Origin of the sequence: Catenulispora sp. EB89 (assembly GCF_041261445.1) — a bacterium.
Taxonomy (GTDB): Bacteria; Actinomycetota; Actinomycetes; order Streptomycetales; family Catenulisporaceae; genus Catenulispora.
The window spans coordinates 276615-300562 of the sequence record NZ_JBGCCU010000011.1; the positions used below are offsets into that span (position 1 = coordinate 276615).

The window sequence follows — 23948 nt, forward strand, 5'->3', positions numbered from 1 at the left end:
GCTAGCTAACTCTCCCCACCCTCAGCACCCTCAGCACCTTCAGTGGCGGCGGCCGCTTCGCTGCGCGCGACCGGCCGCCGCAGCCGCCATCCCGCGTACGCCACAGCGCCCAAAGGGATCGGCAGCACGTACGTCAGCGCCCTGGCGAGCAGCACCGCCGCCGTGACCCGCGCGGCGCCGGCGGGGTCCAGGCCGATGGCCAGGTAGGCCGTCAGTCCCAGCTCGATCACGCCGACGCCGCCCGGCGTCACCGGCACCGCCGAGAGCACCCGTGCGAGGGCGAAGCCCGCCAGGCAGCGGCTCCACGGGACCTGCGACTGCGGTACGCCGCAGGCCAGCAGGCAGGTCTGGAACACCAGCAGCCAGCCCAGGTCGTTGCCGATGCTGGCCAGGGTCAGCCGCCGGCTGCGGGCCCGGAGCAGCTCCACCGAGTCGTCGCGGAAGCGCACCACCGCGGCGGCGATCGTGGTCGGAGCCGTGCGGTGCGCCAGGCGGAAGGCGCGGTCGGCCCAACGTTGGGCGCCACGGCCGACCGCGTGGGCCGCGCGTTCGTCGCGCAGCGAGCGGCGGACCAGCGCCACGCCGGCGATAAAGGCACCGGCGCAGATCGCCGCGCCCAGGCACAGTGTCGCGACGGCGCCGTTGCCCGAGGTCAGCCGTCCGGTGCCGGCCAGCACCAGCACCACCACGGCCGGCGTCGCCAGCTTGGCCAGGGTGCTCCAGACACCGGTGACGCCGGTGTAGACCGCGAACGAGCGCCGGCTCAGCCCCCAGCTGGACAGCATCCGCCAGCTCACCCCGACCGACACCGCGCCACCGGCCGGCACCGTGTTCGCCACCGCCGTCGAAGCCAGGTTCACCGCGGCCGCACGCCGCAACGGCAGGCCGGGAATCGCGGCGGCGATGAAGACCCAGTTCGCGAGCAGGTTCACCGCGGCGGCGGCCAGCACCACGACCGCCCAGCCGGAGGTCAGCGCCCGGAAGGTACCCAGCACGCCGTGATACGGCGCGAGCTTGGGCAGCCCGTAGCCGAAAGCGGCGACGCACACGGCCGCCGGCACCAGCACCGCGGCCGCACGCCGTCCCCGAGCACCAGCCCTCCCCATGACAGCCACGTCAGCCCCCTCCGGCCTCTGACAAGAGCACTCACAAGAACACCGACAAGAGCATTAACAAGAGCCCTGACAAGAACACTCTGATATCGAAGGAGGTTAACGGAACGGGCATAACTATGCGGGGGCATTGCTCCGGCCGCACCGAAAAGACACGAATGTGCCGAGCGACGACAGTGGACATCTGCCATGCGCTCTGCCAGCGCGACGAACTGTCGGCGGGCAGTCGGCGGCCCCGACCGTCACCATTGCCCGCGCTACCGGACCTGGCGTTTTCTCTTCGGTTCGGACATGTTCCGCAGGGCTCGAGTGATAGCTTGTCCCTGCTCAGCCACGGAATATCGCCCTCGGTCCGTCCAGATGGGATCGCCCGTGCATTTTCGTCTGACCCCGCGCATGAGCGAACCCGCGGCAGCCGTGGCGGAAACGCTGGTGAAAACGCTCGCGGTCTACCTGATCCCGCAGGCGTGGATCGCGACTCTGGCGGCCGAGGCCGCGGCGGCGGCCGCGGGTGGCACCCTGCGCGGCAGCGAGGAACGCAGGAACCGCCAAGAGCTCGAGAAGGTGGCGGACGGCATCGCCCGGACTTCCGTCACGGTCCTCCAGCTCGCCGGTCCGAACGAGGACCTGACCGGGGCCGTCTACGCGGTGCGCGACACGCTCGACGCCGTGCCGGTGGGGCCGGAGCTGATCTCCGAAACGGGGTTCTCGGCCGATCGTCTTTACCACTACTACCTGGAAAAGGACCCGGGCAGAACAACCAAGGCGATGCTCGGCGAGACCGACTGGGCCTACCATCGGATGCTTCGCGAAGTCAGCGTCAGGATGATCGGAGTGCTTCAGCGTTCTGATGCGGCACAGAGCATCCTGATCGGCACCCTGGCCGATCAGGTCCGCCACATCACCGAGGCCCTGGACTACCCGCTGACCCTGCATCGGGGCATTAAGCAGATCGACGACGCCCACAGCTTCCTCCTCTACCGGGACTACGCCGGCCGCCGGCTCGCCTCGCGGCAGCTCCGGCTGAACACCAGAACGGTGGCCATTCCCGTGCAGGCCACCTACGTCGAACCCCGGGCGCTGGTCAACGGCGTCGCCGCGCCCTTGACCGAGGTCCTCGGGACGAACCGGCGAGTCCTGATCACCGGTGGCCCGGGCTCCGGCAAGACGATGCTCCTGCAGCACCTGTTCCACCGAACCCTGGCCCACGAGCGCCTCGACGGCACGCCGAGCTGGAACTCGATCGTCCCGATCTACGTCGATCTGAAGGACCGGGCCGGCCTGCCGCCGTTGGGAGACGTCCCGAAGGAGCTCTACAGCCCGCTGGTCCACATACCCGGCTGGTGGGCCCAGGACCGTGCGTACGACGGTAAGGCCGTGATCCTCCTCGACGGCGTCGAGTCGGCTCTGGCCAACACCGGGCGCGGACCCGAGAACCTCGCGGACCTCGAAGACTGGCTGACCACCTCGGCCACGAAATCGGCGTTCGTCATCGCGGCGCGCCATGGCACGGTCCAGCAGGATTGGCTCTCAGCGCACGGATTCACCGTCGCCGAACTCCAGCCGCTGCACATCGACGACCTCCATCGGCTGGTGGCTCAGTGGCACGGCGCGGTGGCGGACCAGTTCGTGACGGTGGACGAGCGCCAAGCCGTGCTGGACAGAGGCGAGCAGCTGATCACCGGTCTCGGCAAAGTCTCAGTCCTGGCCGAGATGATGTGCACTCCGCTGATCGCGACGCTGGTCTGCGAGGAGTTCCTCGAGTCCGACCTGGACTTGCCCCAGGACTGGATCGACCTCGTCGACAGCGTCCTGAGGAAGATGGCCGCACGGGACGCGGGCAACACACCCGCACCGGCCGGCCAGAGCCCGAAGCTCGCGATCGATGTCCACCGGTGGATCGCGGAATGGTGCCTGCACAACAGCGCCTCCATGGACCCGGCTCTGCTTTCCGAAACCATGGCCAGTTTCACCAAGACCGACCCGCCACCCGGCGCCGCCGCCTTCCTCGACCAGGTGTTCGCGCACTACTCGATTCTGCGTCATACCGACGACGGCATGTCGTTCGTGAGCGACGCCGTCCGCGATCACCTGGCAGCCCGCGCGCTCGTGGACAAGAAGTACGTCGGGTTCTTCAGGGACGAGGCTCAGACACCGCGGCACGCGAAGGTCGCGGTCGCCGGCGCCGGGCGGTTGAATCAGGACTCCGCCTCGCAGCTCATCACCACACTGCTGAACGAGGTCGACGAAGGCGGCCCGGGGGCGGCGGCGCTGGCGGCCGTGGCGTGCTGCGCGGCCCAAGCCTCGCGCACCATCAAGCCCGCCGTCCTCAAGCGCGCCGTCGAGACCGCGCGTCGGTTGATACCTCCGGCGAACGGCGACTGCGCCGGGCTCCTCGACGTCGCGACACATGTGCTCGACACGTTGACCAGCGTCCACCTCGACGACGAGGTCTGCGCCGACGAGGTCGTGGCGTGCGCCGTCGCCGTCGCCCGACACATCGGCGATCCCGCTCTGTTGGCGCTGAAAGTGATCGCGGCCAAAGCGAGTCCGGAAGGCCAGGAGCTGTTGTGGGGTGCCTGGACCTCCTTCGGGCGGCAGCCCTATGCGCGACTGGTGCTCTCCCAACTCCACGCTCCCCCGGGCCCGCTGGCCATCCACGATTCGGACGAAGCCGAGGCATTACGCTATCTGCCCGACGTCACGACCATCGAGCTCACCGAGCCGCTCCCAGCGGTTCTGTTCAACGGCCGTACCGATCTCACCATCCGCGTGGCACGGCTGGATCTGATCCTCGACCCGCAACCGCGCGACCCCGCCATCACCATCGAGCTGGTCGGAGAGAACGAAGGTCATCATGGGGTTTCTTGATCCCGCCGCGATCATGGTCGGCGATCAGTTCGCGCGCACACTCGCGGAGATGTTGCTGCTGGGACGTCGGCATGGCCCGAACGCAAAAATCTCCGAAGTGGTCGCCGAGCAGGTGCCCGACGTGATGGACCGCCGACGGGTGACCCGCCAACTCGAGACCGCCGCGGAGACAGTCGCCGCCCGGCTGGTCTCCGACCCCGTGGAGTTCCGAGGCCTGGCAGACGCGGAGCGTTTGGAGGCGATGACCGCCGTCGCGGAGAGCTGGGCCGCAGCGGAGCTCACCGTGCAGGACGTCATCGAGGCGGACATGGACCCGGTGTCCGTCGCCGATCTCATCAGGCGCCGCTCCGGCAGGGACGAACGGCACCGGCTGAGCGGGCCCGCCCAGTCGTTCTACGACTTCCTTCTGCGGGAAACCACGGCTGTCCTGATCGCCGTCGTCACCGGACTCCCGACGTTCCCCTCACATGCGCTCACGACCTTGCTTCGGCGCGAGGGAGAGCTTTCGGAGATCGTGGACGGCGCCGTTTCCCGCCTTTCGGATGGGACCGTACAGACCGCCGAGCCCGAGGCGTCGTACCGATCCACCGTCGCCGACGTACTGGACCGGGTCGAGCTCTTCGGTTTCGACGTCGCCGCGACGGTTCAGCACCAGCGCCTGACCGACACCTTCGCCCAGCCCACGGTCCAGATCCAGCGCACCGACCTGCCCCTGGACTGGGCCGTGTGCGACAACCGGCTGCTGTTCCTGCACGGGCCGGCCGGATCGGGCAAGACCAGCATCCTCAAGTGGCTCGCCGTCTCCAGCGCCCGGCGGGCGCACAGTGGCCTGCTCACACCCCTCAACGACCTGTTGCCCCTCTACGTCCAGGCACGAGGCCTGCGCAACGAGGCCGACTTCCCGGCCGACATCCACGCCCTCACCCGGCTCGCGCTTCCCGCCGCGACCACCCACGCTACGGAATCGGCGATCAGACGGCGCGCCGCCGAGGGCGGCCTGCTCATCCTCATCGACGGAATCGACGAGACGTCCCCCGAAGTACAAAAGCGAACCCTGTCGTGGCTTGAGCACATCATCGGCTCATATCCCGCGTGTCAGTATGTGGTGACCTCGCGCCATGGTGGACGGTGGGCCCCGTTCCTGGAGTCACGGTCGTTCGCGATCGCCGAGGTTCTACCGCTCGATCGCAGCGCGACGACACAGCTCGTGCGGCAATGGTTCGGTCTTCTCGGTGGTGGCGAACCGACCAGCGAGACGAACCGCCTCCTGGACATCATCGAAGCGGACAGCCGACTCCGCGACATCGCCTCGACTCCACTCATGTGCACGCTGGCCTGCCTGCTGTTCAGAGAACAGGGTGAACTGGCCTTTCACGGGTTCGAGATCTACCGCGCGTTCATCGAGATGTTCGTCGAACGCCGCGACGTCCAGCGCGCGATCAGCGGCTCCCGCGGCCTTCCGCGCCACGAGACACTGCTGCTGCTCGGCCGGCTCGCGCTCCAGATGGTCCTGGCCGACGTGACCGAACTCAGCAAGGAACAGGCGGTCCACTACCTCGACGAGGAGCGGATGGCCCTGCCGCGGGCCCTCCTGTCCTCCGAGGTGACGTACGACTACCTGGTCCAACGCAGCGGCATGCTCATCGAACCGGCTCCCGACCGGGTCCAGTTCGTCCACCGCTCCTTCATGGAGTACCTGTGCGCGGAGAGCTTCCTCGATCACCACAGTGTCGACGAGCTCGTACGCAACGCGCACAAGCCGACATGGCGCGGGATCGTTCCGATGACGACAGCGCTCTCGCACGGCCGCCAGACGGAGGAGATCGTCCACGGGCTCCTCGAGCGCTACCGGAGAGAACCGCTGCGCCGGACCGTCCTGGACCCGGTCCTGCAAGCCTGCATGGTCGGCGTCTCCCGGCTCGACCCGGAGATCCGCCACGAAGTCGACCTCGTCCGGCGCCGAAATCCGCTCACCGCGAAAGGATCCCAGCAACTCACCTTGCGGCTGGCGGACGAGAACGACCTACGCAGACTCCACGAGTGGCTGTATTCGGAGTCGGTGGAGCCTTTCGGCCATCCGGCCGTCGTCAGCGACATCGGTCCGGACGACACGATCACCCTGACCAGCTCGGCCGCCCTGAGCATCGGGGAAGTCGTCCAGGTGATCTTCCGCTGGTTGCGGCTGAACAGCAGCCGTATCAGCAGCACGGTCGAGGTCGTCATGGGCGACGGCGTCAAAGTCACGATCGGCCCGGCCGACCCGGACTCCGACGCCGCGGCCGAGTCGCACAGGCGCCACTCCGGTGATTGGGGCACTGACTAGACATAGGCCGCGCATAGATGCGGCCTACGTCTACAGGCACCTACAGGCACACTCGGCGGCCAGGCCTTACGCCCCGCCCACCCGAGCGTTGTGCACCCGAAGCCGCACCGCCACCGCCCCCAGCAGCGGCACCGCGACGCCCAGCGCCTCGGCGCGCGCCACCAGGTCGCCGAAGATCTGCTCGGCCTCGACCGGGAGGCCGACGGACAGGTCGCGGAACAGCGAAGAGGTGTCGTCGCTGCCCTGCTCGGTGAGCATGCCGCGGTAGACGTCCAGTTCCTTGTCCGAGACCGGGTATCCGGCCGCCGCCGCGACCGAGGCGCCCTCGGTCAGGACCGCGTCGGCCAGTGCCGTGCCGCCGGGGACGGCCGCGACCTCGCCGACGGTGCCGTTGCCGAGGACGCAGACCGCGCCGAGGGCGGAGATGAACGTCCACTTCGACCACATGCCCGACAGGATCCGCTCGGACAGCGCGGTGTCGAAGCCGGCGTCGGACAGCTCGGCGTGGACGGCCTGGATGCGGTCGTCGAGGCTTCCGTCGCGGCGGCCGTAGGCCAGGCGGTGCATCGGGGCCAGGCGCAGGATGTCGCCGTCGGCGTCGAGCGTGGTCATGACGTAGGCGATGCCGCCGAGCACCGCGTCCTCGCCGAACCGCTCGACCAGCACGTCGATCTGTCGCATCCCGTTGAGCACCGGCAGGATCAGGGTGTCCGGGCCGACGGCGGGCGCCAGGTCGGCCACGGCGCCGAGCAGGCCGGACTCCTTCACGGTGAGCAGCACCAGGTCGTAGGGGCCCTCGACGGTGTCGGCGGTGACCAGCTTCGGCTCCAGCACGGTCTGCTCGCCGAGCCCGACGATCCGCAGGCCGCGCTCGCGCAGCGTCCGCGCCCGGGCCTCGCGGACCAGGAACGTCACGTCGCGCCCGGCCTGGGCCAGCCGCCCGCCGAAGTACCCGCCGGTGGCCCCGGCTCCGACGACGAGAATCCGCATTTCGCACCCCTCCTGGGAAACAACAGTGGTCCTCAGCGGGCAACCACGGCGGGGCGGTGATCATTCCCATCCGTTCGGAGCAACGAATGCGGCGGCCGGCCCGGCGGATGGCGAGTCTGGAGGGCATGAAGTCACTCGTCAGTCCCCGAACCCTCGCGCGCCTGGCCGCCGCCTGCGTCGTCGCCGCTTCACTCGCGCCGGCCACGGCCGCCGCGTCGACCCACGACCTCTGCGACGGCCACAAGTGGTCGCTGTTCGGCTGCCGCCACGACCTGGGGCACCACCGGGTCCACCAGCCCGGGGCGCCGCTGCCGGGATCAGGCCTCGCGGTCGGTGCGGCGGCGCGCGGCGCGGACGGTACCGATGCCGGCGAGTAGTGCGGTCAGCGCGGTGACCGCCCCGAGGGCTGCTGACATGGGGACTCCGGTGTCGGGGAGGCTGTGGGCCTTCTTGCCGGCCTTGTGGAAGGGCAGCGTCGGGTAGCGCTTCTTGGGCGTCGCGTGCTTGGGCGTCGCGTGCTTGGGCGTCGCGTGCTTGGGCGCGGCGGGTGTCGTCGCAGAGTGCTGAGGCGCGGCTGCGGGCACGGCGACCGGGGCCGACGCCGGAACCACGGCCGCCGGAGCAACCGGGGCCTCGACCAGGCCGCGCTGCTGTGGCGCCGACGCCAGTGCCGTCCCCAGCTCCGAGTGCATCGGGAAGCCGACAGTCCCGGCCTCCAGGTCGAAGCGGATCGGCCCCTGCGCGAACGCCGGGAACCCGATCAGGGTGCCGGAGGTCGTGGTCGAAGGCGCGTCGGCCACGGTGACGCCGGTCCCGGCCCCGGTGCCGTAAGCAGCCGTCCAGCCGGCCTCCGGGACGCCGACGAGCAGCGAGCGCCCCGCCGGCCAGGTGCCCGCCGGACCGCCGGGGACGTTCAGCGCGAACTCCGGCGTGCCGGTGTCGAACATCGCCGGGCCGCAGGTCTTCGCCAGCGCGGCGCCCTCGACGCAGGTCTGCACGGCGCGCGGGTTCCACGACGGCGGCGCGGCCGGCAGCAGCGCCGAGCGCACGTGCCGGTGGCTGCCCGCCGGGGTCCTCGGCAGCCGCGCCAGGCCGTAGCCGGCGGCCGGGACGTTCAGCTGGATCTCGCCGCTGACCTGCGACGGGTCGTAGCTCACCGCGAACTGCCGGCCGATGTGGTGTCCCGCGGCGTCGTGCAGCGCCCACAGCGGGTTCACCAGCCCGGAGATCTCCTCGGGGCTGACGCCCATGATGCCGTCCAGGACGCCGCCGAACATCGCGGGCTTGGCGCCGTGCGCGGCCGGACAGTCGGGCTTGTCCGCGAAGCAGTCGGTCCAGCGGACCAGCTCGATCGGCAGCGGACCGGTGTGGTAGCCGTTCATGACCACGTCGGCGTCGGCCTGGTCGCCGTGCAGCTGGATGCCGCTGCCGTAGCCGTAGGCCGCGGCCGGGCCGGTGACGGTGACCGCGCCGGAGGGGATCTTGTCGGCCGCCACGCGGATGCCGGTCGAGCCGGTGTCCAGCAGCATCAGCAGCTGCACGCCGCCGATCTCGATCGTGACCACCGGGCGGGGCGCGGTGTCCGGGTCGGCGACCGAGTAGGGGATGGCGCCCGAGCCCGCCGCCGGACCTAAGGGCACCGGACGCGCCGCCGCCGTCGCCGCCGTCGCCGCACCCACCGGCGAGGCGGCGAGCACCCCGCCCACCAGCCCGATCGCCGCCGCCGTTGCCGAGAACCGTGTGGCCAAGGTCCGAATCCGTCCGCCCGAGGTTGCCGAAGACGCGCCTACTCTGGGCGATCAGGACCCGGAGACACGAATCGCTTGCGCTGAACGGATGAAGGGGTCCCGGTTTCCGCTCGCGGGCCCCCGTACGACGTGGAAACCTGGCCCGCATGAGGCCGTCCGAAGCAGCCATCGGCGCACCGTGCTGGGCCGAACTCGGCACCCCCGACGTCCCGAAGTCGGGCGAGTTCTACGCCGCGCTGTTCGGCTGGACCGTCGCCACGGACCCGCGCGCCGAAGCCGGCGGCTACACCATGGCGGCGCTGGAGGAGATCCCGGTCGCGTCCATGTCCCCGCTCTACGCCCCGGGCCAGCCGGTCGCCTGGACGGTCTCCTTCGCGGTCCTGGACGCCGACGCCACCGCCGCCCGGGCCGCCGAGGAAGGCGGCGAGGTCCTGATGGCCCCGATGGACATCTTCGACAACGGCCGCTTCGCCGTCCTGCGCGACCCCGCCGGCGCGATGTTCACCATCTGGCAGCCCCGCACCTTCCACGGCTTCGGCCTCTGGGACGAGCCCGGCGCTCCGTGCTGGGCGGAGCTGGCGACCCGCGACGTGCCCGCCGCGAACGCCTTCTACCAGGCGCTGTTCGGCTGGTCGATCAGCGACGACGCCTACGCGCACCTCAGCGCCGGGGACCGGCGGTTCGGCGGCGTACAGGACATGAGCGCCTCGGGCATCGCCGACGACGTGCCGCCGCACTGGCTGCTGTACTTCCGGACGGACGACGCCGCGGCGGCCGCCGAGCAGGCCGCCGAGCTGGGCGCACAGACCCTGACCCCGGCGTTCCGCCTGCCCGGCACGGGCTACTTCGCGACGCTGCGGGATCCGCAGGGGGCTGTGTTCGCGCTCTACGAAGCCGAACGCGAGGACGCCACCGCGGCCTGAGCCGGCGTCAGCGTCAGCGGACCAGTTCCTCCAGCAGCGGCCGGTAGTACTCGAAGTCCGGGACGACGGCCTCGGGATCCTTCGCCTCCTCGTCCCAGCGGCGCAGCGCCACCGCCTGGACCGCGTACTCGCCGGCGGCGAACCGCTCGGCCTCCTCGGCACTCATCGGACCGCCCTGCACCTGCAGGGTGTAGACGGACGCCTCCGACAGCTTCTCGAAGTACCCGGGCTCGGTGGCGCACAGGTACCGCTTCGCGGCGACGTGCAGCCGCACCGGCTCGGTGACCGACTCCGGGAACCAGATGCCGAGCCAGTCCGCGCCGACGTGGCTGTGCCGGTTGTCCGTGCCGGACATCAGGTCCTCGCCGCTCACCGGGCCGGTGAAGTGTCCGACGTCGTGCAGCAGGGCGGCGGCCACCAGCGCGGCCGGGGCGCCCGCGGCTTCGGCGAGCGCCGCGGCCTGGAGCATGTGCGCGGACTGGGTCACGGCCTCGCCGAGGTAGTCGTTCGCGCCTTGCTCGGCGAACAGGGTCGCGATGGTGTCGACCGGATTCGCTGCGTTCGCTGCGTTCGCTGCGTTCATCGTGCCGCTCCGTTCGTTTCGATGGATCCGCGGCGCAGGACCGCGAGTTCGCTGTACGCGCCGTCCAGATCGGCGTAGCAGCCTTGCAGGTGACGTGCGCCGCCGGCGCGGAAGCCGGTGCGCGCATGCAGGACGCGGGTGTTGTCGAACACGACGCAGTCCCCGGGCTCCAGCCTGAAGGTGAGCTGCGCTTCGGCACTGTAAAGGATTTCGGCGAACCGCCGGTAGGCCGCGTAGAAGGCGGCGATCTGATCGGCCGGCAGCACGATCGGCCGCATCGAGCGGTTGTTGAAACGGATCTCGCGGATCCGGCCGACCGGGTCCAGGCCGATGAGGGGCCGGGTCGCGGACAGCTCCGTCGCCGCGTCGGCGTAGCGGAAGGTCACTGGGGTTCGGGCGAGTAGATCGAAGGCGGCGGGATCCGCAGCTCGCAGCAGCGCTGCCGCCGCGAAGCCGTCCACCAGGCCGGAGTCCCCGCCGTCGGCGGCGTTCACCAGGCAGTGCAGCAGCTGGATGGTCGGGACGGGATCGCGGTAGGGGTTGTCGGTGTGCGGCGTGATCGGGAGGCTGCTGAAGGCCAGGTTCGTGGGCTGGTCCTCGACCCGGACCTCGAAGAGTTCGCCGTAGTTGGTGCGGCGCACGTAGCCGAAGGACTCGGCCACCGTCAGGACCGCACCGCCAGTCACCGGGACGCCTCGCAGCAGGAAGAATCCCCGGTTCAGCAAGGCCTCCAGTCCCGCGGCGCGCTCGATCGGGTCCTGCTGAAACTCCGGCCAAGAACCGGCGGGTATCGAGTCGGCCAGATCAGCGGCCTGCCACAGCTGCTTGGCGTCCTCGGCGCGGTTGTCGGCCAAGGCACCGTCGAGCCGATGCGCCGCCAGCCAGGCGTGGGTGAAGCGGCTGCGGTGGTCGTCCGGTGCGAAGACGACGACCACGGCGTCCTCGTCCTCTTCGATCCGGGCTATGCGCGTGTCCGGCGCCAGGTCGGTGATGCCGTGGAGCTTCTGCTCGGTACCCGGTGCCACGCAGTCGGCGCAGGAGCAGTTGTCGCGCAGCCAGAGCGCGGGGTAGTCGGTGACGGGCAGCGTCATGAGCGGTCCTTCGTGACGTGGTCGCGCGCCAGCGGAGCGGCGCCGAGGGAGTTGCGGATGGAGAAGGCGACGGCGTCGCCGCGGTAGACGTCCTCGGACCATTCCAGCGGCCGGCCGTCGTGGTCGGTGGTGCGCCGCCGCTCCCGCAGCAGGGCCTCGCCGGGCCCGATCGCCAGGAGCGCGGCGTCTTCGGCGGAGGCGTTGACGGCCTCGATGGTGTGCTGCGCGTGGGCGAAGAAGATGCCGTACTCCTCCAGCCGCTCGCACACCGACTCCCGCTCCAGGTCGACGAGCCCGAGCAGGGACCCGGCCCGGTCGGCGTACGCGGTGCGCTCGATCATCACCGGCCGGCCGGAGAGCAGGCGCAGGCGGACCAGGTACACCACCTGCTCCCCCGCCGCCAGAGCCAGCTGCTGAGCCTCGACCTCGGTGGCGGCCCGCCGTTCCAGCAGCACCACCCGGCCGGAGGGCACCTCGCCGATGGAGCGTGCCCAGCGCGAGAACGATCGCAGCTCACTGAAACTCTGCACGCGGGGTTCGGCCAGCACAATGCGGCGCGCGCCCTGATGCGAGGAGATCAGGCCGTCCTGGCTCAGCGCGGCGAAGGCCCGCCGGACGGTGTTGCGCGAGGCGCCGTAGCGCTCGGAGACCTCGTGCTCGGAGGGCAGGCGGGAGCCGGGCGGGAAGCTGCCGTCGGCGATGGCGTCGCGCAGGGTCGCGGCCAGGTCCTGGTACATGGCTGCCGGCATGGCGTCTGCTCTCCTCGGGATCGGTCACCGGTCCGTGAAACTTGTAGGACCAAGTTCTGTCTTGGTGGAACAAGCTACTCGGCGACGCCGGCTCGGTGGGTGAACGGCGGGTGAAGACTCCCCCCGCGACTCCCATGACGAAGGCCGGCACCCCCGACGACATGGCCGCACTGGCCGGAGCCGACGGCGCGTTCCACCGCACGATCGCGCAGGCCAGCCGCAACAGTCTGCTGATCGAGGTCTACGACTACCTCGGCACGGCCCGGGACCGGCCGCACCGCGTGGTGTCGCCGGGGCTGCTGACCGGCGTCGGGGCGCTGCTGCCGACGATCCAGCACGACAAGGGCGTCTCGGAGGCGTGGAGCGGCGTGCTCACCACGCTGCCGCTGGTGGCGCGCGCGTCGCACCGCTTCGGCACCGCGAAGCTGCTGGTCGCGGCGCTCAGCGTGCTGATGGCCGGCGCCGGTACGAGGCCGGGCGCGACCGGCTGGTGAGGCGCTGAGACGCCCAGGGCCGGCGGCCCTCACCCGAGCGCCGCGCCGACCCCACGCCGACCACCTTCGGCGCCTGATCCTCGGCGATCTGCCGAGTGCACGGCGGTGCCAAGATCCGGGCTGCCCGCCTGGCAGATGTCGACCGCGATATGGCTCTGCATGTCGGCGGTCGCGCACTGGAGGTCCATGGGCACCGCCGCCAGTGGTTTCAGCCCCTTGAGCCGGCCCCGCCCGACCGCCGCGCCCGGTGCTCCGAGGCGATCCGTTCCAGCTCCGGCACCAGCTCGTCGGGGGTGGGATGCCCCAGCGCCTCCTGCCGGAGCCGCTCCGCGCCCTCGCGGAACGCGTCGTCCTTGATCAGGCTCGTGATGTGGTCGCGCATGACCGGGCCGGAGAACGCGTCCAGGGTCAGGGACACCCCGGCTCCGGTCTCGTGCAGCATCCGGCGCTTGGCGATGGCGTCGACGGAGCCCTCGACGATGATCTGCGGGATCCCGTAGACCATCGCGCTGTTGAAGCAGCCTGCCCCGCCGTGGTGGATCACGGCGGTGCAGGTGGGCAGCAGGACGTTCATGGGCACGAACTCGACGACGCGGGTGTTCTTCGGGACGCCGCGGAGCCGGTCGCGGTCCTCCTTCGGGAGGGTGACGATCAGCTCGACGTCGAGGTCGGCCGCCGCGTCCAGCATCTCCTGGACGTGGTCTCGCGTCATCTCCACCGCGTCGACCCACTCCACCCGGGAGATGCCGAACGTCATCAGGACGCGCGGGGCGCGCGGCGGCTCGGTGAGCCAGGACGGTACGACCGAGGGGCCGTTGAAGGGCACGTACCGCATCGACAGCGTCCGGTCGTGCGGTTCCAGGCGCCAGCGCTCGGGCAGGACGTTGACCGCGAACTGCCCGGTGATCGTCTCCTCGGTGAACGGGCGTCCGTACTGCTCCGCCCAGCCCTCGTACCAGCCGCGGACGTGGTCCGGTTCGGCGGGCCGCCGCCGCTGGGCGCTCAGCAGGTCGCGGCGGACCCGGTGGAAGGTGTCGTTCCAGCCCATGACGCGCCCGTGCGCCGCGCCGACGACGTCCGCGGCCACCCCGCCGGCGTGCGCCACCACGTCGCGCAGCACGAGGTCGGGCTGCCAGAAGCGGCAGTAGTCGACCAGGTCCTCGACCATCTCGTCGTTGACCATCCACATCGCCGGCAGCAGGGTGGCCAGCAGGAACGCCAGCTCCTCGGGGTTCAGCTCCTCCCGGGGACCGCCTCCGAGGTGGAACAGCGCGTCCTGGAAGTGCGTACCGGCCATGAAGGCCGGGACCTGGGCCGACATCTTCGGCGCGTCGGCGCCCCGGGCGCGCTGGAAGCGCTCCGCCAGGCTCTCGTCCGACCCGACGGGGACCGCGATCAGCCCGGTCTCGGCGATGCTGCCGGCGAATCCGCGGTCGGCGGCGACCCGCACCTCGTGCCCCGCCGACTGCAGGGCCCAGGCGAGCGGGACCATCTGGTACAGGTGCGACTTCCACGCGCCGGTGACGAGCAGGACTCTCAAGCGATTCACCCCTAGGTCGGTACCCTGTGACGACGGCTGGACGGCGGCAGGTCGATGGCAGCCGGACGACGGCCGCACGACGGCAGCCGGGCGGCCGTGACCGGCGGGTTCGCACCGGTCACACCCCGGCGCGCGCCTGCTCGATCAGCTCGGCGACCCGGGCCGGGGTCTGCGCCAGGTAGAAGGCGCGGACCGAGAGGTCCACGCCGTACTCCCCGGCCACCCGCTCGATGATCTTTATGCCGATCAGCGAATTGCCGCCGAGTTCGAAGAAGTTGTCGTCGGCCTCGACCGCGCCGTCATTGAGGTATTCCCCCCACAGCGCCGAGATCTCGCGCACGAGTGACATGGGCAGCCCCGATTCCATTGCCGGCGGTTGTCCCGCCAACGGGACACAAGCGTATGGTCCGATCCTGGCCCGGGAGCACGGCTGATGTCACCGGTCGCGCCCGGCGGCGCCGAAGCCGCCGGCCCGTGCGTTGCCCGCGGTATCTCGGGGGAATTACCGTTGCTGCTCGGAATAATGACGCCCATCTGTGTCGGATCCTCCGGCCAGTATGCGTGGGGAGGATTTCGTTGCTAAAATCGCAACGGCTCGCGGTGCTGCCGATTACCTCGTACGATCTGGAATCCGAGCTGGCCGTCGTGGACGGCCACGAGTACCCCGGTGAGTACGACGCCCTGACCTTCGGATCATGGTCCTGCCACGTTCTGGCGAACGGCAGCGGCACCGACTCCGATATCGCCTTCCGCCCGCACGGTGACGAACTGGCTCTCACCGAACTGGGCAAGCGGCTGCCGACCATCATGTCCATCGTGACCAATCACTTCTCCCTCGACCGGCTGCAATGGGTGCGTATCTTCGCGCTCCGCGACGGGGGAATGGCGCCGCATGTGGATTTCCTGGAATTCGAGGAACCGGGTACCAGGCTGCAGGTCCCACTGCGCACCAGCGAAGAGTCGCTCCATTCGGAGAACAACATCGTCTATCACCTCCGCCGCGGTGAAGTGTGGAAGATCCACACCACCGATCCGCATTCGGCGGGCAGCACTTCCACCATCGCCCGGCTGAATCTGTGTCTGGACTACGCGGACTCGGAAAAGCCGGTCGAGATCCGCGGCGACATTCCCGCGACCGAGCCGGTCCGCATCATGGAGCGGCCCGAGCCGACCGAGGAAGAGCGCGAAGAACTGCTGGACTCCTGCCGGCGGCTGACCGCCGCGACCATGCGGCCGGCCTTCCGCCGGTTCGCCGAGACCCACTTCTCACGGCACGTGCACGCCCGGGAGGTCTTCGACTGGTACGTCGAGGCCGCCAGGCGTTCCGGCGACGAGGACATGGTGGCCAAGGCCCGGGCTTTCCGCACCTACTGCATCGAGAAGCGGAGCCTGGGCGAGACGTTCGAGTGGTGATTTCGAGTGGTGATGAGGGCCGCCGGACCGGGCGACTCCCGACATAGGAGACGGAGCTGATGTATGGACACGCTTGACGACGGCGTGCTGAAGAAAGCCGCGGAGGAATACGCCGAGCAGGGCTTCTCCATCATCCGCGGCGTCGTGCCGCCGGAGGTCCTGGACGAGGTGCGCGGCCACGTGGACTGGCTCACCGACAAGTACCCGGACCTGCGTCCGGAGCACTTCCACCACCCGCTGATCCGCAACGACGCCTTCTGGGCGCGCCTGGTCTCGGACCCGCGGCTGGTGGACATCGCCGAGTACTTCCTCGGCCCGGACCTGGCCTGCTTCACCGCGCACTACATCTGCAAGCCCCCGTACGACGGCCAGCCGGTGCTGTGGCACCAGGACGGCGCGTACTGGGCCCTGGAGCCGATGCGGGCGCTGACGGTGTGGCTGGCCGTCGACGAGAGCAGCACCGAGAACGGCTGCCTGCGGATGATCCCGGGCAGCCACCAGATCCCGCTGTACAAGCCGTCCTCCCGCACCGACCAGCCCAACATGCTGTTCTCCGCCACCGACGAGGGTCTGGTGAAGGAGTGGTCGGAGAAGGCCGGGATCGTCGACATCGAACTCAAGCCGGGCGACGTGTCGATCCACCACCCGCACCTGCTGCACGGCTCGGAGGCGAACACCTCCCCCAAGCGGCGCTGCGGCCTGGACATCGGCTACATCGCGACGACCACGCGGATCCAGAGCTCGGGGATCTACCTCGACCCGCTGCTGGTCCGCGGCTCCGACACCGGCAACGGCAACCGCTACCGCCGGTTCCCGGCCTACCAGGAGAACGAGACCATCCCGTTCGCCGGGCAGGACGAGTGGAACGAGAAGGTGTCCGTGCTCAACGCGGCGCTGCCGGAGGATTCGGCCGGCCTCCCGACGGAGAGCCCGATCGAGTCCACCCGGCACATGATCGACCGGCTGCGCGAAGGCACCGTGAAGTACTGAGCTCGGCCGCATACCGAAACGCCCCCGAACACCAACGTGTTCGGGGGCGTTTTCATGGGTCCCGCTATATCAACAGTCGCTCACATGCGTACGGGCAGCGCCGTCAACAGCCGCGGGGCTGCACCCGGCGCCGGGTCGCGGTACCGCAGCTCGCTGCGGCTCACGGCCACCTTGACGCTGTCGCGCTTCAACATCAGGTGGTCGATGGCCACCTCGCCCTCCAGGCTCGCCAGCGTCGCCCCAATGCACCGGTGCGGCCCGGCCCCGAACGACAGGTGGCCCTCCGCCGCCTTCGTCCGGCGCCCGATGTCGCACTGCTCGGGCCGGGGGAAGTAGCGGGGGTCGTAGTTGGCGGAATGGATGGAGCCGGTCAGCGCGTCGCCCTGGCGGACCCGGACGCCGGCGAACTCCAGGTCCGTGGTCGCGTAGCGGGTCCCGGCCAGCGCGATGGAGGATCCGACCCGCAGCAGCTCCTCCACGGCGTGCGGCAGCGCCTCCGGGTTGGCCCGGAGCCGGGCCAGCTGCTCCGGGTTGTCCTCCAGGACCAGGACCGAGTTGACGATGAAGTCGTTGACCGCGTGGTAGGCCGCGTTCACCACCGTCACGACGAGCGAGATCGCGTCCGGCTCGCTGAGCCGCACGTCCTCGGCGTCCATGGCCTGGGCCAGGGTGGAGATCAGGTCGTCCGCCGGTTCGGCCCGGCGCCGCGCCAGCAGCTCCTTGAGATACCGGCACACGCCGAGCAGGCCGGCGGCGAAGTCGGCCGTGAGGTTGATGTACTCGGCCAGCCATTCCCGGACCTGCGGCCGGTCCGCCTCGTCGATGCCGATCAGCTCGCAGATGACGGCGGTGGTGAGCGGTCCGGCGTACTCGTTGAGGAGGTCGCCGGAGCCCTTGCGGTCCAGGTCCCGCAGCAGCCGGGCCGAGACCTCCTCGACCCGAGGCCGCAGCGCCTGGATGCGCCGGACGGTGAACGCCGGCGCGAGCACCCGGCGCAGCCGCACGTGGCTCTGGCCGTCCTCGAGCATCAGGTTCGCGCCGAAGTAGCCGCGCAGCTCGTCGGCGACATCGTCCTCGACGTCGAACATCGCGAACATCTGCTCGGTGATGCTCGGGCCCTCGTGGCCGTCGACCTTGGCCGCGTCCACGACGAAGCGCGGATCGCTCATCACCTTCCTGATGTCCTCGCTGCGCGTCACCAGCCACACCCGCGCGCCGCCGGGGTACCCGACGCGCACCAGCGGGGATTTCTCCCGCAGGCGCGCCAAGGCCCCGATGGGATCCTCCTCGAACTCCGGGGACAGCAGGCTGACGACCTGCTCATCCAGATCCGACTCGTGAATAGTCATGGACTTGCTTCCCTTTCTCAGATCGCCGCGGAGGCCGCCCCCGGGGTGGCGAACTCCGCCGCGATGACATCGAGCACTTCTCGGGCACTGTCGACCAGAAACATGTGATCGCCAGGGAACTCCGCGTACCGGAAGGCGTCCGTGGTCGCCAGCCGCCACTCCTGCGCCTGCTCCGCCGTGACCAGCCCGTCGGAGCATCCGCGCATCGAACAAACAGGGACGGGCAGGGGGTCGTCCCGACTCGGGACGTAGTTCTCGTGCATCTCGCAGTCGGCCCGCAGCACCGGGAGAATCAAGTCGCGCATCTCCGGATGGTCCAGGGCCTCGTGCCGGAAGCCTGCGAACTCCTCGACCCGAACCAGGAACTCTTCGTCGGGCAGGCCTGTCGCCCGTCTCTCCCGCTGCGTCCAGGGCCCCGGGGAGCCGCTGACGACCAGGCCCTCGACGGTGACGCCGCGGTCGAGGAGCAGGTGCGCGAGCTCGTAGGCGAGCACCGCGCCGAGACTGTGCCCGAACAACAGGACCGACTCCCCGTCGCCCAGGCCCGCGACGACGTCGCCGACGCTGTCGCGGGCCGCCTCCGCCACGTCCCGGAACGGCGTCTCCAGGATCCGCTTCTCCCGGCCGGGCAGTTCGACCGGGAGCACCCGCCACCGGCCGGCCGCCGGCTCCCGCCACGGGTGGAAGAACGAGGGGCCGGCCCCCGCGAACGGGACACACACCAGTACCGTCATCTGCGAACGACCTCGATCCTCAGGCCAGCCGGGGGGCGATGACCCGCATGACCTGCGCGGCGGGCTTGGGCATGTGCATGTACTCGTGCGTGGAGTCCACCTCGAACTCCTCGATGTCGCCCTGGATGTAGTCCCGCCACGAGGGCGCATAGGAGCCCCAGTCCTTGCCCTGGTTCGCGTGGAAGTAGAGCAGGTCGCCGCGGTACACGGGCGAATCGAAGTCCTTCATCACGGACCTGTTGTTGGCGCCGACCCGGCCCATGATGTCCAGCATCTCGCGGACGTTCTCGGGGTTCATGAACTCGCTGAGGAAGTCCTCGACCTCCTTCCGGTAGGAGTCCGGGTCCAGAGCGGGCAGATCCTTGAACCCGGGCGACGGCGTGGCGTCCAGGACCGCCAGCAGGCCCACCTCGTGCCCGCGCCGGTCCAGGTTGTCGGCCAGGGCGTGCACGAGCGGGCCGCTCAGCGACCAGCCGACCAGGTTGTAGGGACCCTCCGGCTGGATCCGGAGGATCTGCTCGGCGTAGTCCGCGACCATGTCCTGGACCGACTCGGCCAGCGGGTCGACGCCGTTGCAGCCGCGGGCCTGCAGGGCGTAGGCCGGACGGTCCTGGACGAAGGGCGCGAACGAGAAGTACACCCAGCCCAGACCGCCGCCGCCGTGCAGGAACCACACCGGCGGCTTGCCGGTGCCCGGGTCGTCGTGCAGGGGCAGCACGGGGGCGTACGGATCGAGGTGGTCGCCCAGGACGGCGCCGTTCATCGTCAGCGCGGCCAGCTCGGCCACGGTGGGATACCGGACGATCGTCCGCAGCGGCACGTCGACGCCCAGCTGCTTGCGGATCTTGGCGCTGAGCCGCGCGGCCAGCAGCGAGTGTCCGCCGAGGACGAAGAAGTCGTCGTCGATCCCGACGTTCTCCACGCGGAGCACTTCACTGAAGACGGCGCACAGCTTCTCTTCGAAGACGTTGCGCGGTTGCCCGCCGCGGCTGGCCACGCGCTCCACCGGCAGCGCCTGCCGGTCGAGCTTGCCGGCCGCGTTCACCGGCAGCTCCGACAGCAGGACCACCGAGGCCGGGACCATGTAGCCCGGCAGCCGGTCGCGCAGATAGCCGGGGAGCTCGGCCGCCAGCGGGCCGACCGCGGCGCTGAGCGCGGGGGCGTTGGTCCCGCTGCGCCCCGCCGCCGCGCCGGGTACGAATCCGCCCCGGACTGCCTGCCACCCGACCTGATGCCCGGCTTGGTGCCCTGCTTGCTGCCCTGCCTGCTGCCCGGCCTGCGAAGCAGGCAGCAGCACCGCATCAAAACCATGCGGCGCCTCGCCCGACCAGGTGAGAACCGGCTCGAAGCCCCGCTGCCGCGCCCACTCGGCGAGTTCCTGCGGGTCCAACGGCGCCCCGGACAGGACGGTCTGCCCCGACGCGCTGGACGAAGCCGCGGCGACGGCCTCGGCCACCAGCCGCGCGTTGGGGATGCCGCTCACGCGCACCGGATCGGCTCCGGCCCGGATGAGCCGGTCGGCCAGAGCGTCGAGGCCTGCGACCTCCCGGCCCCACCGGAGCCCGGGCACGCCGACCAGATCGACGGCGTCGACCGGCTCCTGGTGCAGCACGACTTCATACCGGTGCCGCGTCAGCTCGTTGTGCGCCTGGCCGGCCTTCAACCGGATGTCGACGCCGAGCCCGTGGTCGGCGGCCCAGTCGGCGAACCACTCCGGGGCGACCGCCAGCTCGCGCTCGGTGAGCAGCGCCTGTTCCACCAGGGCCCGGATCTCCTCGGTCGAGGCCTGCGGCTGAGCCGCCCGCTGCGCGGCCGTCACCAGGAGCCGCAGGGTGCGGGCGTTGCGGACGTCTCCGACGATCACCCGGCCGCCGGGCGCGAGCAGCTCAAGGGCCTGGCTCAGCACCCGGTCCAGGTATCCGGCGCTCGGGAAGTACTGCACCACGGAGTTGAGCAGCACGGTGTCGAACCCGCCCCGGGGCAGCCCGGAGACGTCGTCGGCGGCCTGGACGCTGAGCCGGACCCGGTCGGCGTAAGCCTGCTGATCCACGTGCCGGCGCAGCCCGTCCACCGCCGCGGCCGAGATGTCGGTGCCCCAGTACTCCTCGACGGAATCGGCGATCCCGGCCAGCAGGAGTCCGGACCCGGCGCCGATCTCCAGCACCCGCCGCGGCGCGAAGCCCAGCACCTGCGCCACCGCCGCGTCGCGCCATTCCCGCATCTCCTCCAGCGGGATCGGCTCACCGGCGGAGCTGGAGTCCTGGCCGCGGAAGTCCTCGCCCCAGGGCGCGCCGTCGGCCTCGGCGTACTTGTCGTCGCGGACGCGGCGCCACTCCTCCAGCCGGTCGCCGGTGGCGACCACCGCGGCGTCCGGATCCGGCACCGCGTAGGCCACGAGGTGCGCGTCGCCGCGCTCGTCGGACCGAGCCACCACCGCCGCCCGGGCCACCGCCGGATGACCGGCGAGCACGTTCTCGATCTCCCCGAGCTCGATGCGGATCCCGCGCAGCTTGACCTGGAAGTCGGTCCGGCCGATGAACTCCAGCGCGCCGTCCCGGTTCCAGCGCACCAGGTCTCCGGTACGGTACATGCGCGCGCCGGGCTCGCCGAAAGGACAGGCGACGAACCGGTGGGAGGTCAGCGCGGTGTGCCCGAGGTAGCCCCGGGCGCTTCCGGCCCCGGACAGGTACAGCTCGCCGGGAACCCCGGGCGCGACCGGACGCAGCTGCTCGTCCAGGACGTAGACCCGGGTGTTCCAGATCGGCGTGCCGATCGGGACCCGGTCGGCGCCGGGCACGTGCAGGTGCGCGGTGACCCCCGCGGTGGTCTCGGTCGGGCCGTAGCAGTTGTAGACGTCGCAACCGGGCAGCAGCTCGGTGACCGTGTTCGCGAGCACCGCCGGGAACGCCTCGCCGATGACCTCCATCCAGCGCAGGCCGGTGCACTTCTTCGCGGCCGGCTCGTTGATGAAGGCGTCGAGCAGCGAGGGCACGAAGAACGCGCCGGTCACGCCCTCCTTCTGGATCAGCTCCGCGAGATAGGCCGGCTCGCGGCGCCCGCCCTCGCGGGCCACGACGATGGCCGCGCCCATCTGGAGCATGACGAACAGCTCCGGCACCGACGCGTCGAAGCTCGTCGAGGAGCCCAGCAGGAACCGGTCCTCGGGCGTGACGCCGAAGTAGGCCAGGAACCACTTGAGGTAGTTCATGATCGACCGGTGCGGCACCTGCACGCCCTTGGGGCCGCCGGTCGAGCCGGAGGTGTAGATCACGTACGCGGCGTTGTCCGGCGACAGCACGCGCTGGGGCGCAGAGTCCGGATACGCCGACACGTCCGGCAGGGTCTCGTCCAGGACCAGCAGCGGCCGGGAACTGTCCAGCAGCTGCCGCACCCGGTCCTCGGGCGCCTCGATGTCGATCGGGACGTAGGCGGCGCCGGCCTTGACCACCGCGTAGATCGCCACCACCAGCTCGACCGAGCGCGGCATGCGCACCGCGACCAGTTGCTCCGGTCCGGCGCCCTGCGCGAGGAGCCAGTGCGCCAGCCGGTTGGCGCGCCGGTCCAGCTCGCCGTAGGTCAGCGTCTCCTGTTCGGCGATCACCGCCACCCGGTCCGGGTCGCGCCGGACCTGCGCCTCGAACGCGTCCGGCAGCGTGCCGGCGGTCCCGGCGTAGGCGGTGTCGTTGACCGCCCGGAGCAGCCGCTCGCGCTCGGCCGGCAGCAGCACGTCGACCGTGCCGATCGGGGCCAGCGGATCGGCGGCCAACTGCTCCAGGACCCGCCCGAACCGGGCCGCGATCGCCTCGGCGGTCTCCCGGTCGAACAGCTGCGTGGCGTACATCAGGTCGCCCCAGACCTTGCCCGAGTCGTCCATGGCCATGCTCAGGAAGAGGTCGGAGATGGTGGCCTCGACCAGGTGCTGCTCGAACTCCACCTGCAGGCCGACCAGGCCGTAGTCCCAGCGGGCCCAGTTCTGCCAGGCGAAGGCCACCTGGAACAGCGGCTGGTAGGCCATGGAGCGGTTCGGGTTGATCAGCTCGACCAGCATCTCGAACGGCAGGTCCTGGTGCTCGTAGGCGGTCAGCGCCTTCTCCCGCACCCGGGCCAGCACGTCCACGAACGACGGGCCGCCGGACAGGTCCACCCGCAGCACCTGGGTGTTGACGAAGAACCCCACCAGATCGGTCAGCGCCTCGTCGGTCCGGCCGGCGATCGGGCCGCCGATGGTGATGTCCTCGCCGCCGCCGAGCGCGCCCAGCAGCACCGCCAGGCCCGCCTGCATGACCATCGCCATGGTCATCCCGTGCTCGTCGGCCAGCCCGGCGAGCCGGGCCGCGGCCTGCGGGGCCACGTCGACGCGCACCGTGTCGCCGTGCAGGTTCCGCTGCTCGGGCCGCGGGCGGTCCAGCGGGAGGCTGAGCGGCTGCGGCACCCCGTCGAGCTCCCTGCGCCAGTAGTCGGCCTGCCGGGCGGCCAGGCTGGCCGGGTCCGTCACGTCGCCGAGCAGTTCGCGCTGCCACAGCGCGTAGTCCTTGTACTGCACCTCCAGCGGAGCCCACGCCGGCGCCGCATCCTCCAGGCGGGCGGCGTAGGCGGTGGCCAGGTCCCGGGACAGCGGCCCGCCGGAGACGCCGTCGGAGGAGATGTGCTGGATGACCAGGAGCAGGACGTGCTCCTCCGGGCCGCAGCGGTACAGGTGCGCGCGCAGCGGGATCTCCGCGGCCAGGTCGAAGTGGTGCGCGATGGCCTGCTTGATCGCGGCCGGCAGGTCGTCCGCCGCGACGTCCCGCACCTCCACCTCGACCAGCGACTGCCCGGCCGGCAGGATCTGCTGGTAGGGCTCGTCGTTCTCATCGGTCACGTACCGGGTGCGCAGGGTCTCGTGCCGGTCGACCACGTCGTTGATCGCCGCGATCATCGCGGCGGCGTCCAGCGGGCCGGTCAGCCGGAACGTCGGGGAGATGTTGTAGGTCTCCGCCTTGTCCTCGATCTGGTTCGTCAGCCACATGCGGCGTTGTGCGTATGAAAGCGGAATCAC

Annotated in this window: 18 protein-coding genes; 7 read left to right on the forward strand and 11 right to left on the reverse strand. The window is 70.6% G+C overall.

Annotated features, from left to right (window positions below):
• Positions 1-5: 5 nt before the first annotated feature.
• On the reverse strand, positions 6-1106 hold the full coding sequence (locus ABH920_RS24675; protein ID WP_370351504.1) for a YbhN family protein: 1101 nt from the start codon (positions 1104-1106) through the stop codon (positions 6-8).
• A 402-nt stretch (positions 1107-1508) separates the two neighbouring features.
• Between ABH920_RS24675 and ABH920_RS24680 the strand changes: the two genes are divergently transcribed.
• The gene (locus ABH920_RS24680) at positions 1509-3983 is read left to right on the forward strand and encodes an NACHT domain-containing NTPase (protein WP_370351472.1); all 2475 of its coding nucleotides are present in this window, start codon (positions 1509-1511) and stop codon (positions 3981-3983) included.
• Positions 3970-6306: an NACHT domain-containing NTPase gene (locus ABH920_RS24685; RefSeq protein WP_370351473.1), complete on the forward strand. Its 2337-nt coding sequence runs from the start codon at positions 3970-3972 to the stop codon at positions 6304-6306. The genes ABH920_RS24680 and ABH920_RS24685 overlap by 14 nt, the downstream gene beginning before the upstream one ends.
• A 66-nt stretch (positions 6307-6372) precedes the next feature.
• Here the strand turns inward: ABH920_RS24685 and ABH920_RS24690 are convergent, their stop codons facing one another.
• Complete coding sequence (locus tag ABH920_RS24690; protein ID WP_370351474.1) at positions 6373-7296, reverse strand: ketopantoate reductase family protein; 924 nt, start codon at positions 7294-7296, stop codon at positions 6373-6375.
• 125 nt (positions 7297-7421) lie between these two features.
• On the opposite strand from ABH920_RS24690, the gene ABH920_RS24695 reads away from it, so the two are divergent.
• Positions 7422-7673 (forward strand): hypothetical protein, encoded by a 252-nt coding sequence (locus tag ABH920_RS24695; RefSeq protein ID WP_370351475.1) that lies wholly within the window; start codon positions 7422-7424, stop codon positions 7671-7673.
• On the opposite strand, the gene ABH920_RS24700 is transcribed toward ABH920_RS24695, so the two are convergent.
• A complete protein-coding gene (locus tag ABH920_RS24700) occupies positions 7614-9044 on the reverse strand; it encodes a hypothetical protein (RefSeq protein ID WP_370351476.1) in 1431 nt (476 codons plus the stop codon). The genes ABH920_RS24695 and ABH920_RS24700 overlap by 60 nt on opposite strands.
• 146 nt (positions 9045-9190) lie before the next feature.
• On the opposite strand from ABH920_RS24700, the gene ABH920_RS24705 reads away from it, so the two are divergent.
• The gene (locus tag ABH920_RS24705; RefSeq protein ID WP_370351477.1) at positions 9191-9967 is read left to right on the forward strand and encodes a VOC family protein; all 777 of its coding nucleotides are present in this window, start codon (positions 9191-9193) and stop codon (positions 9965-9967) included.
• Positions 9968-9980: 13 nt separating this feature from the next.
• Here ABH920_RS24705 and ABH920_RS24710 read toward each other — a convergent pair whose 3' ends face one another.
• Genes ABH920_RS24710 through ABH920_RS24720 form a run of 3 tightly spaced genes read right to left on the reverse strand, consistent with a single transcriptional unit; the run spans position 9981 to position 12390 of the window.
• Positions 9981-10550 carry a phosphonate degradation HD-domain oxygenase gene (locus tag ABH920_RS24710; RefSeq protein WP_370351478.1) on the reverse strand — a complete coding sequence of 190 codons (570 nt, stop codon included), beginning with the start codon at positions 10548-10550 and terminating at the stop codon, positions 9981-9983.
• A complete protein-coding gene (locus tag ABH920_RS24715) occupies positions 10547-11641 on the reverse strand; it encodes a TauD/TfdA family dioxygenase (protein ID WP_370351479.1) in 1095 nt (364 codons plus the stop codon). Before ABH920_RS24715 ends, ABH920_RS24710 begins: the two co-directional genes overlap by 4 nt.
• Positions 11638-12390, reverse strand: coding sequence for a GntR family transcriptional regulator (locus tag ABH920_RS24720; protein WP_370351480.1), 753 nt, complete (start codon positions 12388-12390; stop codon positions 11638-11640). Before ABH920_RS24720 ends, ABH920_RS24715 begins: the two co-directional genes overlap by 4 nt.
• A 110-nt stretch (positions 12391-12500) precedes the next feature.
• Between ABH920_RS24720 and ABH920_RS24725 the strand changes: the two genes are divergently transcribed.
• Positions 12501-12884 (forward strand): FCD domain-containing protein, encoded by a 384-nt coding sequence (locus tag ABH920_RS24725; RefSeq protein ID WP_370351481.1) that lies wholly within the window; start codon positions 12501-12503, stop codon positions 12882-12884.
• Between the two features lie 208 nt (positions 12885-13092).
• On the opposite strand, the gene ABH920_RS24730 is transcribed toward ABH920_RS24725, so the two are convergent.
• Together ABH920_RS24730 and ABH920_RS24735 are read right to left on the reverse strand one after the other, a co-directional pair.
• Positions 13093-14433: a nucleotide disphospho-sugar-binding domain-containing protein gene (locus ABH920_RS24730; protein ID WP_370351482.1), complete on the reverse strand. Its 1341-nt coding sequence runs from the start codon at positions 14431-14433 to the stop codon at positions 13093-13095.
• Positions 14434-14542: 109 nt separating this feature from the next.
• Positions 14543-14773, reverse strand: a complete 231-nt coding sequence (locus ABH920_RS24735; protein WP_370351483.1) for a phosphopantetheine-binding protein — start codon at positions 14771-14773, stop codon at positions 14543-14545.
• Between the two features lie 212 nt (positions 14774-14985).
• Here ABH920_RS24735 and ABH920_RS24740 point away from each other — a divergent pair, with 212 nt between their 5' ends.
• Positions 14986-15837, forward strand: coding sequence for a putative nonproteinogenic amino acid hydroxylase (locus tag ABH920_RS24740; protein WP_370351484.1), 852 nt, complete (start codon positions 14986-14988; stop codon positions 15835-15837).
• Positions 15838-15900: 63 nt separating this feature from the next.
• On the forward strand, positions 15901-16827 hold the full coding sequence (locus tag ABH920_RS24745) for a phytanoyl-CoA dioxygenase family protein (RefSeq protein ID WP_370351485.1): 927 nt from the start codon (positions 15901-15903) through the stop codon (positions 16825-16827).
• Positions 16828-16907: 80 nt separating this feature from the next.
• On the opposite strand, the gene ABH920_RS24750 is transcribed toward ABH920_RS24745, so the two are convergent.
• Genes ABH920_RS24750 through ABH920_RS24760 form a run of 3 tightly spaced genes read right to left on the reverse strand, consistent with a single transcriptional unit; the run spans position 16908 to position 23948 of the window.
• Positions 16908-18176 (reverse strand): cytochrome P450, encoded by a 1269-nt coding sequence (locus ABH920_RS24750; protein ID WP_370351486.1) that lies wholly within the window; start codon positions 18174-18176, stop codon positions 16908-16910.
• A 17-nt stretch (positions 18177-18193) separates the two neighbouring features.
• Positions 18194-18910: a thioesterase II family protein gene (locus ABH920_RS24755; protein ID WP_370351487.1), complete on the reverse strand. Its 717-nt coding sequence runs from the start codon at positions 18908-18910 to the stop codon at positions 18194-18196.
• A gap of 19 nt (positions 18911-18929) precedes the next feature.
• Positions 18930-23948 carry an amino acid adenylation domain-containing protein gene (locus tag ABH920_RS24760; protein ID WP_370351488.1) on the reverse strand — a complete coding sequence of 1673 codons (5019 nt, stop codon included), beginning with the start codon at positions 23946-23948 and terminating at the stop codon, positions 18930-18932.

Coding starts and splice junctions, on each gene's coding strand:
- ABH920_RS24675 (WP_370351504.1), bottom strand. CDS start 1,106: ATGGGGAGGGCTGGTGCTCGGGGACGGCGTGCGGCCGCGGTGCTGGTG.
- ABH920_RS24680 (WP_370351472.1), top strand. CDS start 1,509: ATGAGCGAACCCGCGGCAGCCGTGGCGGAAACGCTGGTGAAAACGCTC.
- ABH920_RS24685 (WP_370351473.1), top strand. CDS start 3,970: ATGGGGTTTCTTGATCCCGCCGCGATCATGGTCGGCGATCAGTTCGCG.
- ABH920_RS24690 (WP_370351474.1), bottom strand. CDS start 7,296: ATGCGGATTCTCGTCGTCGGAGCCGGGGCCACCGGCGGGTACTTCGGC.
- ABH920_RS24695 (WP_370351475.1), top strand. CDS start 7,422: ATGAAGTCACTCGTCAGTCCCCGAACCCTCGCGCGCCTGGCCGCCGCC.
- ABH920_RS24705 (WP_370351477.1), top strand. CDS start 9,191: ATGAGGCCGTCCGAAGCAGCCATCGGCGCACCGTGCTGGGCCGAACTC.
- ABH920_RS24710 (WP_370351478.1), bottom strand. CDS start 10,550: ATGAACGCAGCGAACGCAGCGAACGCAGCGAATCCGGTCGACACCATC.
- ABH920_RS24715 (WP_370351479.1), bottom strand. CDS start 11,641: ATGACGCTGCCCGTCACCGACTACCCCGCGCTCTGGCTGCGCGACAAC.
- ABH920_RS24720 (WP_370351480.1), bottom strand. CDS start 12,390: ATGCCGGCAGCCATGTACCAGGACCTGGCCGCGACCCTGCGCGACGCC.
- ABH920_RS24735 (WP_370351483.1), bottom strand. CDS start 14,773: ATGTCACTCGTGCGCGAGATCTCGGCGCTGTGGGGGGAATACCTCAAT.
- ABH920_RS24745 (WP_370351485.1), top strand. CDS start 15,901: ATGGACACGCTTGACGACGGCGTGCTGAAGAAAGCCGCGGAGGAATAC.
- ABH920_RS24750 (WP_370351486.1), bottom strand. CDS start 18,176: ATGACTATTCACGAGTCGGATCTGGATGAGCAGGTCGTCAGCCTGCTG.
- ABH920_RS24755 (WP_370351487.1), bottom strand. CDS start 18,910: ATGACGGTACTGGTGTGTGTCCCGTTCGCGGGGGCCGGCCCCTCGTTC.